16 protein-coding genes and 1 pseudogene are annotated in these 16,562 nt (G+C 29.6%); 2 read left to right on the top strand and 15 right to left on the bottom strand.

Annotated features, from left to right (window positions below):
• The 4 genes and pseudogenes from QZ286_RS06105 to QZ286_RS06090 all read right to left on the bottom strand — a co-directional run.
• Nucleotides 1-184, bottom strand: a 184-nt coding sequence (locus QZ286_RS06105; RefSeq protein WP_291256085.1) for a hypothetical protein, incomplete at its 3' end; no start/stop codon positions are given.
• Between the two features lie 185 nt (nucleotides 185-369).
• Nucleotides 370-519: pseudogene (locus QZ286_RS06100) on the bottom strand (transposase); the annotation flags it as partial.
• Between the two features lie 259 nt (nucleotides 520-778).
• Nucleotides 779-2,011: an aminopeptidase gene (locus tag QZ286_RS06095; protein ID WP_291256084.1), complete on the bottom strand. Its 1,233-nt coding sequence runs from the start codon at nucleotides 2,009-2,011 to the stop codon at nucleotides 779-781.
• Nucleotides 2,012-2,022: 11 nt separating this feature from the next.
• Nucleotides 2,023-2,664 carry an alpha/beta hydrolase gene (locus QZ286_RS06090; RefSeq protein WP_291256083.1) on the bottom strand — a complete coding sequence of 214 codons (642 nt, stop codon included), beginning with the start codon at nucleotides 2,662-2,664 and terminating at the stop codon, nucleotides 2,023-2,025.
• A 180-nt stretch (nucleotides 2,665-2,844) separates the two neighbouring features.
• Between QZ286_RS06090 and QZ286_RS06085 the strand changes: the two genes are divergently transcribed.
• Entirely contained in the window at nucleotides 2,845-5,595 is a 2,751-nt protein-coding gene (locus tag QZ286_RS06085) for a pitrilysin family protein (RefSeq protein ID WP_291256082.1), read from the top strand.
• An 18-nt stretch (nucleotides 5,596-5,613) separates the two neighbouring features.
• On the top strand, nucleotides 5,614-5,943 hold the full coding sequence (locus tag QZ286_RS06080; RefSeq protein WP_291256081.1) for a DUF1904 domain-containing protein: 330 nt from the start codon (nucleotides 5,614-5,616) through the stop codon (nucleotides 5,941-5,943).
• Between the two features lie 75 nt (nucleotides 5,944-6,018).
• Here the strand turns inward: QZ286_RS06080 and QZ286_RS06075 are convergent, their stop codons facing one another.
• The 11 genes from QZ286_RS06075 to celB form a co-directional block, all read right to left on the bottom strand.
• Complete coding sequence (locus QZ286_RS06075; RefSeq protein WP_291256080.1) at nucleotides 6,019-7,779, bottom strand: adenine deaminase; 1,761 nt, start codon at nucleotides 7,777-7,779, stop codon at nucleotides 6,019-6,021.
• A gap of 22 nt (nucleotides 7,780-7,801) precedes the next feature.
• Nucleotides 7,802-9,406 carry a toxin-antitoxin system YwqK family antitoxin gene (locus QZ286_RS06070; RefSeq protein WP_291256079.1) on the bottom strand — a complete coding sequence of 535 codons (1,605 nt, stop codon included), beginning with the start codon at nucleotides 9,404-9,406 and terminating at the stop codon, nucleotides 7,802-7,804.
• Nucleotides 9,407-9,553: 147 nt separating this feature from the next.
• Nucleotides 9,554-9,850 (bottom strand): hypothetical protein, encoded by a 297-nt coding sequence (locus tag QZ286_RS06065; protein ID WP_291256078.1) that lies wholly within the window; start codon nucleotides 9,848-9,850, stop codon nucleotides 9,554-9,556.
• Nucleotides 9,851-9,864: 14 nt separating this feature from the next.
• A complete protein-coding gene (locus QZ286_RS06060; protein ID WP_291256077.1) occupies nucleotides 9,865-10,620 on the bottom strand; it encodes a hypothetical protein in 756 nt (251 codons plus the stop codon).
• Between the two features lie 10 nt (nucleotides 10,621-10,630).
• A complete protein-coding gene (locus tag QZ286_RS06055) occupies nucleotides 10,631-12,826 on the bottom strand; it encodes a heavy metal translocating P-type ATPase (RefSeq protein ID WP_291256076.1) in 2,196 nt (731 codons plus the stop codon).
• Between the two features lies 1 nt (nucleotide 12,827).
• Nucleotides 12,828-13,214 (bottom strand): HMA2 domain-containing protein, encoded by a 387-nt coding sequence (locus QZ286_RS06050; protein ID WP_291256088.1) that lies wholly within the window; start codon nucleotides 13,212-13,214, stop codon nucleotides 12,828-12,830.
• Nucleotides 13,211-13,708 (bottom strand): HMA2 domain-containing protein, encoded by a 498-nt coding sequence (locus tag QZ286_RS06045; RefSeq protein ID WP_291256075.1) that lies wholly within the window; start codon nucleotides 13,706-13,708, stop codon nucleotides 13,211-13,213. The genes QZ286_RS06050 and QZ286_RS06045 overlap by 4 nt, the downstream gene beginning before the upstream one ends.
• A gap of 179 nt (nucleotides 13,709-13,887) precedes the next feature.
• Nucleotides 13,888-14,232, bottom strand: a complete 345-nt coding sequence (locus tag QZ286_RS06040) for a DUF2023 family protein (RefSeq protein WP_291256074.1) — start codon at nucleotides 14,230-14,232, stop codon at nucleotides 13,888-13,890.
• Between the two features lies 1 nt (nucleotide 14,233).
• Nucleotides 14,234-14,710, bottom strand: coding sequence for a flavodoxin (locus QZ286_RS06035; protein ID WP_291256073.1), 477 nt, complete (start codon nucleotides 14,708-14,710; stop codon nucleotides 14,234-14,236).
• Between the two features lie 164 nt (nucleotides 14,711-14,874).
• Nucleotides 14,875-15,189, bottom strand: a complete 315-nt coding sequence (locus QZ286_RS06030) for a PTS sugar transporter subunit IIB (protein WP_291256072.1) — start codon at nucleotides 15,187-15,189, stop codon at nucleotides 14,875-14,877.
• A gap of 26 nt (nucleotides 15,190-15,215) precedes the next feature.
• Nucleotides 15,216-16,505: a PTS cellobiose transporter subunit IIC gene (gene celB / locus QZ286_RS06025; protein ID WP_291256071.1), complete on the bottom strand. Its 1,290-nt coding sequence runs from the start codon at nucleotides 16,503-16,505 to the stop codon at nucleotides 15,216-15,218.
• Nucleotides 16,506-16,562: the final 57 nt, after the last annotated feature.

Below are 16,562 nucleotides of genomic sequence, written 5' to 3'. Positions count from 1 at the left end.
TATATACTATACCTCTATATCTTATATTAGTTGATAAGCTTCTATCTCTTTCTAAACCTCTTATGAAATAAAAATTGTCATTAGGTATCTGTTTTTTTATTGAATCTAGCACTAATTTATTATTAGTGCTTGTACAGCCCATTAAAGTAATTCCTAATAGTAATAATAGTATTATCTTCTTCATAGCCCCTCCAAATATCATTTTAACAAAATAGCTGTTGTTGCAATATAAATAATATCTCCACTTTAATTTAACTTATTATAAGTTTATCAATATATTTAGTCAAGTATTTTTATTGTTAAATACTTGTTTTTAGATTTTTAAGTTTTAATATCGTATTTTTTTAACTATAAAAAAACAATTCAAGTGATTATTTCTTTATATTCGCATAAATTCCTTAATATTTTTTCTGTATCTTTCTTTATTTTTCCATATATTACTTTCCTTCTACATTTAGGTACGAATAAAATATGATATTTGCAATTCCACTTCGTATGTGCTAAACTATTATTATCCATTTTGGATGTCCTCCTTTGATTAATTTAATTGGTCGGCAAACCTAATTTTATTATATCAAAGGAGATTTTTTTGTCTATGCATAGCCTTCCGGCTTCTTTGAACCACTCGCTTAGCAAGTGGTTTTCTTTATACAAAAAAAGCTAAAGAGATAAAAAATCTCTTTAGCTAATCTTAAATATTAAAGCTATTTTAATTTATAATAGCTTATTTTGAGTTCTACACTCCCCTGCCAAGGAACTATATTATATTCCTTTTCTATTAAATAGTAAAGGCAAAATTTCCATCTTTCATTATTGTGATCTCATTTCCTTGAGAATCTACACCTATTATCTCCATATCCTCTGTTCCTATCATAAAGTCTTCGTGAACTAAAGAGATATTCATTCCTCTCTCTTTTAACTCCTCCTCAGAAAGATTTTCAATTCCCTCTATACACACTGGGTATGCACCACCTAAAGCTAAGTGACTTGAAGCATTTTCATCATATAAAGTATTATAGAAAATTTTTCTTGAATTAGATATTGGTGAGTTATACTCTACTAAGGCTACCTCTCCTAGATAACTTGAACTTTCATCTGTGTTTAATAATTTTCCTAAGATCTCCTCTCCCACTTCAGCTGAATACTCCACTACTTTTCCATTTACAAATTTTAATCTAAATTGATTAATTGTATTGCCACCATAGATTAGAGGTTTACTACTAACCACTACACCATTTACTTTATCTCTATGTGGCATTGTAAATATCTCCTCAGTTGGAATATTCGCTACAAAATAAACTCCAGATTTCGACTCTTCTCCTCCGCTTATCCACTTATGGTTCTCTGGTAATTCTATCTCTAAGTTTGTTCCCTTTGCATTTTTATAGATTAACTTTTTAAATTTTTTATCATTTAAAAATGCTGTTCTCTCTTTCAAGTTATTGAGATGTTTTTCCCACTCTAGTATTGGATTTTCTTTATCAGCTCTAACTATATTCAATATTAATTTCCATAGTTCTGACATTGCATACTCATCTTTTAACTCTGGAAAAACTCTATTTGCCCAAGCTTGTGTTGGGACAGAAACAACTGACCATTGATTACTATTTCCCATAACGTTTTCATAATACTCTTTAAGAGCTACACTCTTAGCTTTTTGCTGTCTTGCTACTCTATCAGCATCAACATCTTTTAAAATATCTGGATCATTTGCATAGATACTTAGAAAGGCAGCCCCTTTTTTTCTATAGTACTCCAATGACTCCTTTTGCCACTCTGGAAAAATATCAAAAATTTCATTATCTCCATATAGATATCTATACTTTCCACATACCTCATCATTCCAATGCACAACAACTTCACCAGCACCCTGTTTATAGGCTTCATTTACAACCTGTCTAGTAAAATCATAAGTCTCAACTGGAGAGTTAACTACTAAAATCTGTCCTTTTTGTATATTTATCCCTTTTCTTATAATCAGTTCAACATAATTTTTAATCTCTTTTTCCATAATTAATCCTCCTATTCAGTTCTAAAAACTCCTTTTGAAATAAAATTATTTACATATCTTGCTGTTCCCATTTTTTTATGTATCTCTTTATGAATCAATGGGATTTTTAAAACTTCTTTGGCTTTTCCATATAGACACTCTTTATAATTTACTACTCCATCACTATACTCTCCTAACCACCTAGAGAATATTCCATATGGCTCTGTCCCAATTATTACTCCTACTTGTATTGACTCATCTAATTCAATACTATTCTTTTTATTTAAAAGTGCCAAGGGTTTAAATATTTTATCCAATAGTGGAAAAACTCTCTTCATTCTTCTGTGTATCACAGAATCCCTCAAAGGTGCTGCTATGAGTATTATCTTATCCACTATTCCTTTAACCTTCTCATCTTTTAAAGTACTAGCTATTAGTTTTCCTCCGAGATCATATCCTACTAAAACAATCTCCTCTTTTTCACTAAGCCCACTATATTTTAAATCTAATAAAAAGTTTTTTAACATCTCTTGAGAAAACTTTATATCTGGAAATGTCAATGGAAAATTTAGATTTTCAACTCTATATCCCAATAATTCAAGGTGTTCTTGAAGAGGTATCATATCTCTATAACTTTGATTAAATCCGTGTATTAAAACAACTCTAAAATTCATCTTCTCTCCCTTCAAAATATATATTCTTCATTCTAATTATATCATTTTTATGAAAATATCTCTAGAAATTTTGTTCTATAATCTGTATATAGTTTACTTTGGAATATCTTAATAGCTTTCTATTTTAAAATATGTTAAAATATTTTAGAAATAAATATTACAACAAATTAGGAGGAAGCTATGAAATTTTTAAGAAATTTTATAATTTTTATTTTATTTTTAAGTTTTTCTTTACTCAGTTTTGCTATACAATTAGAAGATAGTAAAAACTTAGTTTCAGGAAAATTAGAAAATGGTATACACTACTATATCTATAAAAATAGCAAACCAGAGAACAAAGCACTATTAAATTTAGTTGTTAAAACAGGTTCATTAATGGAAGAAGACAACGAACAGGGAATAGCACACTTCATGGAGCATATGGCATTTAATGGTACTAATAAATTTGAAAAAAATGAATTGATTAAATATCTACAGTCTATTGGTTTGAGCTTTGGTGGAGATTTGAATGCCTATACATCTTTTGATAGAACAGTCTATAAACTTCTTGTTCCCACTACTCCTAAAGAGTTGGAAAATGGTTTTGAAGTACTAAGAGAGTGGGCAAGTGAAGCTACTTTAGACTCTCAAGAAGTAGAAAATGAGAAAAAAATTGTAATTGAGGAATGGAGATTGAGTCAAGGCTTGGAGCAACGTCTTGGAGATGTCCAAAAAAAAGCTATTTTTGAAGGCTCAAGATACTATGATAGATTCCCAATTGGTCTACCTAAAATAATCAATGGAGCTAACAGAGAGCTACTTAAAGGTTTTTATCAAAAATGGTATCAGCCTGAGAATATTTCTGTTGTAGCAGTTGGTGATTTTGATGTGAAAAAGGTAGAAGAATATATAAAAAAATATTTTAACTACAATAGTATGGTTAAAGGTTCTGTCCCTAAAGAGTATGAGATTAAAGATTTAAAAAATAAATTCATAACTTTCTCTGATGATGAGATAAGATATAATTCATTCTCTATTACAAAAATTTTAGATAGAGATGTCATCAATAGTGAAGAGTCAATGAAAAAATTTATTGTTGATCAACTTCTTTTTAATATTATTAACACAAGATTATCCAATCTTCAAAAAAATAGTAATACTCCACTTTTGGAATCTATAGTCTACAAATATGATATTAGTAACTCTAGAGATATTTTTACCTCTGCCACTGTGATAAAAAATGATAGACTTGAAGAGGGAATTACACTATTTAATCAATTTTTCAAATCTATCTCCAAAAATGGTGTCACTGAATATGAGCTTCAGTTAGAAAAAGAAAATCTTTTAAATAACTATAAAAATATCTTAGCCAATAAAGATAGTATCACTCATGATAACTACGCTGACTCTTTAGTTGAGCATATTATGTCTAATGAAAGTTTTTTAGATATTGATCAAGAGTTTGCTATCTACTCTAAATTACTTGACTCAATTAATATCTCTGAATTAAATAGTAGAGCAAGTGAGATTTTTCAAAAAGATTCTCTTTACTTTTTAACAACTAGTACTGAGCAGGGAAAAATTGATGATATAGCCTTAAAAAATATTATAAATAGTAGTAAGTCATCTAAAGAAAACTTTGATTTTTCCATACAACCAGTTAAACTTCTACCAATAGAAACAACTGCTGGAACAATAACTAAACAAAATAGTGGGGAGTATACTCTTTCAAATGGTATCAAAGTCTATAGTAAAAAAACTGACTTTGATAAGGACAAAATTTTAATTAAACTATTTAAAAAAGAGGGTAGCTCTAATGAGGATTACTCTGGATTTATAAACTCTCTTATTGCACCTACGGTAATTGAAAGATCTGGAGTAGGAAATCTTAATCCTAAGGATATTGAGACTTTTATGAAAGGAAAAAATTTCTCTATCTCCTCTTATATCAACGACTATGAACAAGGATTTTTAATTACAACAGATAGAGCTAATCTTGAAACAGCACTTGAATATATGAACTACTTAATATACCAACCTAAGGTTGATGACACAATCTATAGTAACTCTCTTGAAGAGCTAAAAGAGAGTATTTTAAGTAGAAATAACTCGCCAAGAGCTGTATATAGAGATGAGATTAATAAACTTTACAGTGGTAATAACCCTAGAAGAGCACCTTTAACTCTTAAAGATCTCAATTATCTAAGCAAGGATAATCTTTTAAAAGAATACAAGAAAAAATTTAGTAATTTTTCTGATTATAATCTAATTGTTGTAGGTTCATTTGATACATTAACTTTAGAAGATAATCTGAAAAAATTCATTGCCTCTCTTCCTAGTAAAAAGGAGTCTAACACTGTAAAACCATTGGATTTAAATATTCCTAAAGACATTGTAAAAAAAGATGTTATTAAAGGTGTAGATAAAAAAGCAACTGTCACTCTGATCTTTCCATATAACTCTCAATATGGTTATTTTGAAAAGACTCTTTACAATGGATTTTCACAGATCATGGATATAGCTCTTATTGAAGAGATCAGAGAAAAAATTGGTGGTGTTTACTCTATCTCATCAAAAACTCTACTATCACCTAATTACTATGGAGAAAACAAGATGATTATTGCATATAGTTGTGACACCTCAAGAGTTGACGAGATAAAAGATGCTGTTTTTAAAACTTTAAATAATCTACTATATAAAGATATTGATAATAAAAAGATTAATAGTGTTGTAAAAAACTATGAATTATCGTATAATACAGAGGTAAAAGAGAATTATTTCTGGTTTAACTATCTATATCAAGATATAACTGTTCCAAATTATAAGATTGCTACTCCAACTGAGTATAAAACTCTTATGAATAGAGAGAATCTATGGAAAGTCAATAGAGAAGCAATCAATTTAAACAACTATATTGATGTAACTTTAATTCCTGAAAAGGAAAATTTATAAATATTATTAGGAGGATATATGCCACATTTAAAAATTAGAGGTATGGCTAAAGAGCCAATTATTGAAAACAGCAAGGAGCTTATAGATGGACTTACTGACATAGTAAAATGCGATAGAACTTGGTTCACTATTGAGCATATTGACACTGAATATATTTTTGATGGAAAGATTGTTGAAGGATATACTTTTGTTGAACTTTTCTGGTTTGAGAGAACACCAGAAGTTAAAAAACAGGTTGCTGATTTTATAACTAAATTCATCAAAAAAATCAATGGAAATAAGGACTGTTGTGTAATTTTCTTCCCATTACAAGGAGAAAACTACTGTGACAATGGAGAGTTCTTCTAAGAGCAATACAAAGTTAAATAGATTATAAAAAGAAGTTGATTAGCTTTTCTGTTAATCAACTTCTTAATTTTATAGTTACTTGATTATACTATCTATAACCTTTTGATTTACTACATCTATTATTCCAACATCACTTAATTTTATCTCTGGAATAACAATCAAAGAGAGTGTACTTGTTCTTGCTATTGGATTTATATGCTCTATTCCATATTTTTTTAATTCCCTATTCATTTCAGTCAAATCTTTTCCAAGTTCAATGGCATTCTTCTTAGATAACATGCCAGCTATTGGAAGTGCTATCTCTTTTACTACTTCTCCTTTATCAACTAAAACAATTCCTCCTCCTATCTCCTCTATCTTTTTTCCTGCAACTAAAGCATCTTCAGGATCTTTATAAACAATTGTTAAATTGTGAGAATCATGAGAATAAGTAGTAGCCACAGCTCCACTATTGAGATAGAAATTTTCTACAACTGTAACATGCTTTGTTCCTTTTCCATATCTATTCATAGCAATAGCAAAGTTCAATTCACTTCCCTCTAAATCAACATAACCATTTTTTACATTAACTTTAAAACTTTTCTTCTTAGTTACACTTGACATCTTGCTCGTATATTGAATGCCTATTATCTCTATTTCGCCCTCTTCTATCGGTGCTTTTATTTTGAAATCATTCAATTTTAATTCACTTATTTTTATAGTGTTCAAAATTTCTAAATCAATTTTAGGCTCATCTATTTTTACTAATAGTCTATCATTTTCAGCTATTAACTCACCATTAAAAAATACTTTTTCTACATTGATATCTTTTAGATTATCTATTACTAACATATCTGCAAAATAGCTTGGTGCTATTGCTCCTAATTTTTCTAAACCATATATTTGTGCTGGATTTAATGTTACTGCTCTAATTGCCTCTATTGGATCTAATCCAGCATCTATTGCAACTCTTACACAATTATTTACATGTCCACTATCTAGTATATCTTTAGGCTCTCTATCATCTGTACATAAAGTTAAATTTCTAGGTGATTTTAGATCCCTAATACTCTCTACTATTGTCTTTATATTTTTAGAAATAGAACTTTCTCTAGCATCGACAACCATTCCCTTTCTTATTTTATCAATAGCATGTACTCCATTTCTTGTTTCATGGCAAGTTGTTGGTCCACCACATAGATAAGCTGATAATTCTTTACCTTGAATTTCAGGTGCATGTCCCTGTAAAAACATTTTTTTCTGATAAGCTACATCCACTATATCTTCAATTCTCTTAGAGTTTTGAATTACTCCAATGTAATCCATAACCTCTCCTAGACCTAATATTCTCTCTTTATCCAATAATTTATCTATTATTTTCTCATCAAATTCTACTCCAGCATTTTCTAAACCTACTACTGACGGAACACATGAAGGAACAAGATAGTACTGATTCATTGGTAAATTCTCTGAAGCTTCTAGCATATATTCTATTCCCTTTTCTCCAATAGCATTACATATCTCATGCGGATCTGCTACTATTGTTGTTGTTCCTTTCGGAATAACTGCCTCTGCAAAATGATATGGTGTTAAGTGACTACTTTCTATATGCAAATGTGAATCTATAAATCCTGGAACTAAATACTTATTTTTTATATCTATAATTTTATCAGCGGGTTTATAACTATCCTTTTCTATTTCTACTACATCTACTATATATTTTTTGTAGATATATATATTAGCTAAATATATCTCACCTGAAAAAACATTCACAAGATTAGCATTCTCAATCTTTAAAGTTGCACTTTTACTTCCCATTGCAACCTTTATCAACTCTCTTCTTTCCTCTTTTGTCATTATCTACTCCTTTTTCACTCTTTTATCTCTTCTCATAAGTTAATTTACCATCTAAAGAGTAAGCTCTAGCCTCAATCTCTTTTCCGTTTTTATACAGATACTCTTCACTAACTTTTCCATTTGTATAGTAATATCTCTGTAATCCATCTCTTTTTCCATTTAGATAGTTCTCCTCTGAAACTATCATTCCATCAACATAGTTTACCCATTTTCCATCTTTTTCATTATTTTTATAGAAACCTTTTTCAGAAATTCTATTCTTTGTATCATACATTATATAATTTCCATCTAAAATACCATTTTTAAACTCTGTTTCCTTTTTAAAATATGATTTTCTGGAAAAATCTGTTGGAATATAGTTGATTATTTTTCCATCTAACTCTCCATTTTCATTATAGTTATAAATATCTACATTTTTTCCAACTTCATCATATCTCTTCCACTCACCACTTCTAAATCCATTTACATAGATACCCAATGTCACTATCTTACCATCTCTACTGTACTCTTTATACTCACCATTAAGTAGATTGTTTCTATAATTTTCCTCACTTAAAATTTTTCCATCTGAATAATAATTTTCAACTTTTCCCTCTTTTTGACCTCTGATATAATTAATTTTTCTTAAAAGTTCTCCATTCTCATTATAAATATTAACATATCCATCTAAATATCCATCTCTATAATTTCCATTTTCTTTTATATTCCCATTCTCATAGTAATTTGAATAGACTCCATTCAAAACTCCCTCTTGGTAGTTTTCCTCTGAAATCAATTTTCTAGCTCTATTGTATCTTTTCCATACCCCTGCTTTCTTATTATTTACAAAGTTTCCCTCTAGCTCCAAACCACCATTATAGTTGTTTAAATAGTAATATCCCTCTCTCATATCATTTTTATACTCCACTTCAGATAATACTCTTCCACCTATATACTCTATACTTTTCCCCTCTTTTTTCCCTAAATTATAGTTTATTTCAACCTCTTTTTGTCCGTTGCTATTATATCTAATAATTTTTTTATCCAACTTATCTGAATTATACTCTCCAGCTATCTTTACATTTCCGTTCTCATAGTTTTCATAAAACTTTCCATTCTTTATTCCACTGTCATAATTTATCTCTTTAGCTATAATTCCATTTGGATAATATTGAGCTTCCTTTCCATTTTTTAATCCATTTATATAGTTTATCTCTCTCTTTATCTTTCCATTACTATAGTACTCTATCTCTCGCCCATCTTTTAATCCATCTATATAATTTTTTTCACTTTTTACAGTTCCATCACTATAGTATTCATACTCCACTCCATTTTTTTTATATGCCTTCACTACTTTCTTTGACTTAGTAATATCACTCTCTCTTTGAGCCTCTTTTTTCATCTCCAGTATTTTTTTATGTTTTTCTGGAATAACATCACCATTACTTATCTTATCTAACTTTTTATTAAGTTCGGCTACAACTCCACCTACTTCTTTCCTTATTTTTAAAATTTCACTACTTTTTTCCTCAATTTTTACCTTACTACTCATTGCTTTTATCCCAAAATATATAATCCCTGATATAGATAGCACTATTAATACTATTACTATAGTTGCTAATCCAAAATCTTTTTTTCTATCTCTCATGCTGTATCTCCCTTAATATATTATATTTAATTATACAACACTCTATCTAAATAAGAAAAGAAAATTTTTATATAATTTATATAAAAAAAGAGATACTATTTTTCTAAAATTTAGAAAAATAGTATCTCTCAATTCAACCTTTTATAACTATTTTGCTTCTGCTATTTCACAAGCTTCACAAGTAGCTCCATTTAATTCTCTTTCAGCTAATATATCTTCGATATGCTCTTTTGTTTCTGTTAAAGCTTCTACAGACATATCCTCATAGTTTACAGTATCACAAGTTTTGATATTGATTCCTTGAGTTCTTAAGAAAGCATCTACCTTTGCTTTATTTTTTTTGTATAGGTAGTATCCTGCTACTGTTACTCCTATTCCTACTGCTGCTCCCACTACATGAGCTTTTGTTACATTTCCATTTCCACCAAATCCAAATCCGAACATGGCTATACCTCCTATTATTTATTTATTGTTATATACTTTTCTGTACTTTTTGATGTATTTTTATGTTTTCTAAAAAATATGTGATAAATTAAATCTCCTATATTATCTATACTATTGTCTTCAGATACATTGGCTATATAGTAGTCTTTATCTTCCTGTTTATTTTTTATTCTAAAAAATTTAACCTCTTTAGCTTCATTATTTGTAGAGATTAGGTGTCTACCAAATGTTGTTAACCAGATCATAGCTACTATTGAAAGTTTTGGAGTATTTAAAAATGATTTTATCAAATACATAGCTGGTAAAATCTCTAAATCAAATACACCTTTTCTATTTGTCTCAATACAAGCATGTTCTAATATTGCTGCTGAAGTTAAAGATATAGAAAACCAGTTCATTATATTCTGTAATCTATTATCTCCCTTATTCCATAACATATTGATTCCTGACATTACAATAGATGCTCCTGAATAGATTGCAAAACTCTCTATGGCTTTTTGCTCTACTCCATCTAATAATTTTATTGGCATCATTCCATTTTCAATGGAAAAAGCTGTCAATATCTTATAGATAATCTCCTGCAAATTTATTTTTTCAGGATTAAAAGTTGCTACTACACTCTTAGTAACTGGACTGTATCTTAATTCTATACATTCGTTATCCTTAGTGACATTATATTTAAATGTCTCAAAACATTTAATTGGTTCAGATAATTTTAATCTGACTCTGTTAGGTAACTTATGTATCAATGTTACATTGAGTTTTTTCATCAATCTCTCCTTAATTTTTTAATTTATATTTTAAAAGTTTTAAAGAATTTCCTACAACCAATATTGTTGTCATATTGTGCATAACAGAACTATATATTGCTGGTAATATTCCTGTAGCACCTAATACTAATGCAAATGAGTTAATACCAATTGCCATTGCAAAGTTTTCTTTTATTGTTTTTACAGTTTTTTTAGATAGTCCAATTACCTCTGGTACCAATAGTGGATCATCTTTTGTAATTGTTATATCTGCTGCCTCCATAGCCACATCAGTTCTAGTACTTCCCAATGCCACTCCTATATTTGCATATGAAAGAGCTGGTGCATCATTTATTCCATCTCCTATCATTATTACATTGCTTCCTCTAGATTGAAGTGCCAATATGTTCTTAGCCTTATCCTCTGGTAATAACTCTGACTCATAACTATCTATTGACATTCTTGATGCTATTGTTTGAGCTTGTTGTTCCAAGTCTCCAGTCAATAATACTATCTCATCAATTCCCTGTCCTCTAAGTCTATTAATTGTCTTCTTAATATTCTCTCTAGGTGGGTCAGTAACACCTATAAGTCCTATTAATTTGTTATCTTTTGCTATATAGATAAGAATTTCTCCTCTACCTAAAATTACTTTTACCTCATCGTTAAACTCTTCAGTAGAGATTCCGTTCTCCTCCATAAATTTCTTACTACCAACTCTGACTACGCTCTCTTCAACTGTAGTCTCTATTCCTCTAGCAACGATAACTTTATTCTCACTATGAGTAGGTATCTCAAGTCCTCTATCCTTTATCTCATTTAAAATTGCTACTGCTAATGGATGTGTTGAAGTCTCCTCTGCTGCTGCTGCATAAGTTAACATTCTATTTTCAGTTAACTCTTTATCTAAAACTTTTATTGTCTGTACACTAGGTCTACCCTCTGTTATTGTTCCAGTCTTATCAAAAATTATTGTATCTGCTTTAGATATCTCTTCAATATAGTTACTTCCCTTGATTAAGATTCCATTTTTTGCTGCTGTATTTATTGCTGCAGAAAAAGCTGCTGCTGTTGATAATCTTATTCCACAAGAGTAATCTATCACAAGCATACTCATTGCTTTTTGAATATTTTTAGTTGTTCCATAAACTATTGCAGCCAACAAGAAGTTTAATGGTATTAGTTGTGCCGAAAAGTTATCAGCATAGTTTTGTATCTGTGCCTTATTAAAATTAGCATCTTCAACTAATTTTATAATTCTCGAAACTGTTCTTTCATCTCCTACTTTTTCAGCTTCTATTGTTATATTTCCATTTTTTATAATAGTTCCAGCAAATACATTTTCTCCAACCTTTTTAGTTATAGGCATATATTCACCTGTTATAGAAGACTGATCTATATAAGCTTCACCTTTTATAATAGTTCCATCAACACTTATCTTTTCTCCTGTTTGAACTACTATCTTATCTCCCTTATCAATCTCTTCTATTGCTACTTTTTGGATACTACCATTTTCCATTACCTTCCATACATAGTTTTCTCCAACACTTAGCATATCTTTTATAGCCCCTCTTGTTTTCTTCATTGTATAAACAGTCAGAAGCTCTGCAAACTCTTCCATTATCATAATTGTTAAAGCTGTTTTCTCTTTTCCTAAAAGTAAGCTACTTATTATAGCACTTGAACTCAGTGTATCTGCATTTGGTCTCTTATTTTTTATTAAGCTCCCCAATCCATTAGATATTACTGGAGCTGCTAGTGACATCACTCCAAGAGTATTAGGATTTAAAAATCTTCTTATCCCAGCTACTGGTGTTAGAGGTGCTTTCTTAAAAAAGTTATAAACTAACATTACACTAGCAGCACCTATTTTTTTGATAATCTCCTCTGGCGACTCCTCTTGTAACTTTCTCTCAATTACAATATTTTTACTGCTCTCTGTTCTCTCATTTCTATAAATCTCAACAAGATATACATTTAAAGTATTTTGGATAAGAGATATTAAGTTGTCATCAGTGACACTTATGTCGTCAAAATATATTACTACCGTTCCTGTCACTGCACTTATTTTTGCACTCTCTATATATCTTACCTGCTCTAGCTGTTTCTCTATTTCATTTTTTAATCTTCCCAAGAATTTTAAAGCTCTAGATTTTATACGAACCCTTCCTCTTATCTTATGTATTACTTCACAATATAAAAGATGACTATTAGTTCTTCCCTTCATACTATCTTCCTTTCTTTAATTCTTTATAAAGAATCTCATAAAATTTATCTAGATTTTCCTCTATCTCTTTTACAGACATATTTTTGTACACATCTTCATTATCAACTATTTTCTTCCATACAAAATTTAACCACTCAACTATCTTCTTTTCATTAGTCAGTTGTGGATTATATTTTACAAGAATCTTGCTTGTAACATATGAGTAAGTTATCTCCTCAATTCCATTTTCTAACTTTATTATACTAGTTGTATAGTGTTCATATTTTTTCATATCCTCAGGTACCTTATCCAATCCTGGAATCTGTAGTCTCAGTCTTCCTGGTATGCTATGTACAACCTTTATCTTATTAAAATATAGAAATGCTGTTTTTAAAAGACCGTTCACTATTTTCCTCCTCCTTTAGATACTATATTAAATCCCCACCATAGTAGATTAACTCCATTAGGCATTATTGGATTTTGTCTTACTTTTTTTATTCCATTAATTATAAATAAAAGAGCGATTACACTTTTTAGATCCAATATTCCTTTTGTTTTATTGTAGATTGCAAAATCTACACTTTCAACAATCTCCTTCATTCCAGAAAATATTTTTCCCTCTCTTTTAGTGAATACTTCCTCTTCTAAATCTAAAATATTTAAGATTGCTCCAATCAAAGTTAATGGTTCAACTAGATTCTCGTCAAACTTTACAAGGATACTCCCCACCAAAGGATTTACAGATAGACTTTCAATCCCATTCAGTCCTACTAATCTGTTTTTTAACTCTTGACTCTTCTCTTCATCTCCTACCAGAGAGTTTACTTTAAGTCTTATCCTTCCCTTGATATAGTGCTGTATTTCCAGTATTCCATAGAAATCTGGGAGCATTTTTTTATTCATTTAATCACCCTCTATTTATAATTTATACCCATTTGATTTATTTTTTTAGTATACACCTTTTTTTATAATAATTCAAGATTTTTCAAAAAAATTATTTTGAATAATATTTAATTATTTTGTAATCTTTATATATATTTTGATCATCAAAAAAATAAAGCAGTGTTCAACTGCTTTATTTTTTAACTCACTTTTTTTCTATTAATATATCTTTTACACTGCTGTTGTACATTATATCCTAACAAAACCCCAAGTATAAAGTCTTCCTCTGGTGAAAAATCTCTTAAAGAGTTCTTCTTAAATCTCTTTAAAACATCTATACACTCCTTTGTTCCGAAAAAGACATTCACATATCCAGATTTTAAATTCTCAAGAATATATTCATAGTTGCACTTACTTAACCTATCTTTTATCAATTCAAAATTTTCTGTAGTAGTTGTTAAAAGAGCTAAACTTCTAAGTCCTTTATTCAGTTCATACATCATATGAAAAAATACCCCAAGTTCATTTCTCTTTTGTTCACTCATTTTATTTTACCTTCTCAACCCAAGCATTTATTCTCTCATCTGTTAGATCGCTCTGATTGTTATCATCTATTACAAGACCTACAAACTCATCATCTACTACTGCTTTTGAACCACCAAAAGAATATCCATCAGTTGATGTTTTTCCTACTAAATTAATTCCCATATCTTTTATCTCTTCATAAATAGTTCCTATTCCATCTACGAATGTATCTCCAAATCCCTCTTGGTCTCCTACTCCAATAAGTGCTACTTTTTTACCTGTTAAATTTTTAGTTTTTAATTTATCTAAAGCATCAAACCACTCATCTTGTAGATCTCCCATTCCCCAAGTAGATGTTGCAAAAATAACAAATTCAAATTCTTCAACTTTATCGATCTCACTAGCTGGAAAAACCTCTGCTCCTAATAATTCTCCTACTTTTCCTGCTACCATTTCAGTTGTTCCTGTTGTACTTCCAAAGAAAATTGCTGTTTTCATCCTATTCCTCCTTGTATTATCTTGTTGAATTAATTATACTCTCTTTTATTTTGTTTGTCAAATTATTTTTAAAAAAAATATTAATTAAATCTTATGAAATAGGATTTATAAATAAAAAAAGCTATACCTCCATTGAAGGTATAGCTCATAATCTACTCTATCACTTAGTTACTCTCTTTTATTAATTTTATAGCTTGTGATAAAACTTTTTTACCATCCATTGTTCCATAATCTTTAGTATCAATTACAGCTATTTTCTTTCCATATTGATCTGCTACTTTTTGAAAGTCATTTAATTTGAACTTAACTTGTGGTCCTAATAAAACTACATCGTAATTTTGTATCTCAACTTCAAATCTATCTATTCCTGTAGCATTTATCTCCACTGGAACATTATGCTCCTCAGCCACTTTTCTCATCTTATTTACCATTAAACTTGTTGACATCCCTGCAGAACAACACAATAAAATTCTTTTCATCTCTGTACTCCTCCATTAACTTTAAATTATAATTCTAAATCTAAATCTTCCTCTTGTGGTTTTGCTTCCATCTCTAAAGCTTTTCTATCTAATACCTTTAAGAATGGTAACCAGATAATAAATACTATAAAACAGTTTATAATTTGTAACACTCCACCCATAACTGAGTTTGTTGCTAATACTCCACTAAAGAATACTGGTACTGTCCAAGGAACTATTACTCCTGTTGGTATTGGTGCTAATCCAACTGCCATCATTATATATGTGAATATTACAACAACTATTGGAGCTAATAACCAAGGTACAAATACTAGTGGATTCATTACTATAGGTAATCCAAATGTAATTGGCTCATTTACGTTAAATATTGCTGAAGGTCCTGCTAATTTACCTAATTCCTTCAATTGTCTACTCTTTACAACAAATAATAGTGCAAATACAACTGCGATTGTCATTCCTGTTCCACCTAATCCAACTGTATATGTCTCTATAAATTGTTTAGTTATAATGTTTGGTAACTCTTTTCCTGCTTGATATGCCTCAAGGTTTTGTAGTGATAATGTATTCCAAACAGGATCTAGTACTGAGTTAACTATTGTCTGTCCATGTAATCCAAAGAACCAAAGTAATTGTATTAAAATTATTGCAATTACTGTGGCTATTAATCCTCCACCTAACTTAACCATTGGAGTTTGAATTACTACAAATATAAAGTCATGTATATTTTCAAATGGTGTTAATGAGAATATTATTCTAACTATTAAGAATACTGCTAATGTCACAAATCCTGGAACTAAAGCTGAGAATGATTTTGCTACTGCTGGTGGAACACTATCTGGCATCTTTATTGTCCAACCTTTTTGTACAGCTCTTCTATATATCTCTGCTGAAGCAAATCCTACTAACATACCTACAAACATCCCTTTAGCTCCCAATCTATCTAATGAGATTCCTCCATTTTGTAGTGGAGTAACTAAGAAGAAAGCTGAAACTCCAATTGCTGATCCAAATATTCCCTCTATATTGTAAGATGATGTCAAATAATATCCAATACCCATTACTACAAAGACTGTCATCATTAACATACTACTCTCTGCTGCTGGTGCTAATGCTCCCTTTAAAATTGCAAGTTTATCATCACTCATTAATAAGTTTAAAAATGGTAAGTTCGCAATTACTATAAATATTGATCCAAATATTGTCAAAGGAAATGATAACATAAATGAATCCCTTAACACATTTAAATATTTACTCTGTCCTAACTTTTCTGCTATTGGTAGCAAGTATTTCTCTAAAAAATACATAACTTTATCCATATAAACTTCCTCCTAAAAATATTATTTGTTTCTTCACAACCTATTATTACATTTTTT

Source organism: Fusobacterium sp. (genome assembly GCF_019012925.1).
Lineage (GTDB): Bacteria > Fusobacteriota > Fusobacteriia > Fusobacteriales > Fusobacteriaceae > Fusobacterium_A.
The sequence above is the reverse complement of the archived record's forward strand: the minus strand, read 5'-3'. Positions and strand labels throughout refer to the sequence as shown.

Excerpts from the sequence above, each read along its gene's own strand:
- QZ286_RS06095 (WP_291256084.1), bottom strand. The coding sequence starts at position 2,011 with ATGGAAAAAGAGATTAAAAATTATGTTGAACTGATTATAAGAAAAGGG.
- QZ286_RS06090 (WP_291256083.1), bottom strand. The coding sequence starts at position 2,664 with ATGAATTTTAGAGTTGTTTTAATACACGGATTTAATCAAAGTTATAGA.
- QZ286_RS06085 (WP_291256082.1), top strand. The coding sequence starts at position 2,845 with ATGAAATTTTTAAGAAATTTTATAATTTTTATTTTATTTTTAAGTTTT.
- QZ286_RS06080 (WP_291256081.1), top strand. The coding sequence starts at position 5,614 with ATGCCACATTTAAAAATTAGAGGTATGGCTAAAGAGCCAATTATTGAA.
- QZ286_RS06075 (WP_291256080.1), bottom strand. The coding sequence starts at position 7,779 with ATGACAAAAGAGGAAAGAAGAGAGTTGATAAAGGTTGCAATGGGAAGT.
- QZ286_RS06070 (WP_291256079.1), bottom strand. The coding sequence starts at position 9,406 with ATGAGAGATAGAAAAAAAGATTTTGGATTAGCAACTATAGTAATAGTA.
- QZ286_RS06065 (WP_291256078.1), bottom strand. The coding sequence starts at position 9,850 with ATGTTCGGATTTGGATTTGGTGGAAATGGAAATGTAACAAAAGCTCAT.
- QZ286_RS06060 (WP_291256077.1), bottom strand. The coding sequence starts at position 10,620 with ATGAAAAAACTCAATGTAACATTGATACATAAGTTACCTAACAGAGTC.
- QZ286_RS06055 (WP_291256076.1), bottom strand. The coding sequence starts at position 12,826 with ATGAAGGGAAGAACTAATAGTCATCTTTTATATTGTGAAGTAATACAT.
- QZ286_RS06045 (WP_291256075.1), bottom strand. The coding sequence starts at position 13,708 with ATGAATAAAAAAATGCTCCCAGATTTCTATGGAATACTGGAAATACAG.
- QZ286_RS06040 (WP_291256074.1), bottom strand. The coding sequence starts at position 14,232 with ATGAGTGAACAAAAGAGAAATGAACTTGGGGTATTTTTTCATATGATG.
- QZ286_RS06035 (WP_291256073.1), bottom strand. The coding sequence starts at position 14,710 with ATGAAAACAGCAATTTTCTTTGGAAGTACAACAGGAACAACTGAAATG.
- QZ286_RS06030 (WP_291256072.1), bottom strand. The coding sequence starts at position 15,189 with ATGAAAAGAATTTTATTGTGTTGTTCTGCAGGGATGTCAACAAGTTTA.
- celB (WP_291256071.1), bottom strand. The coding sequence starts at position 16,505 with ATGGATAAAGTTATGTATTTTTTAGAGAAATACTTGCTACCAATAGCA.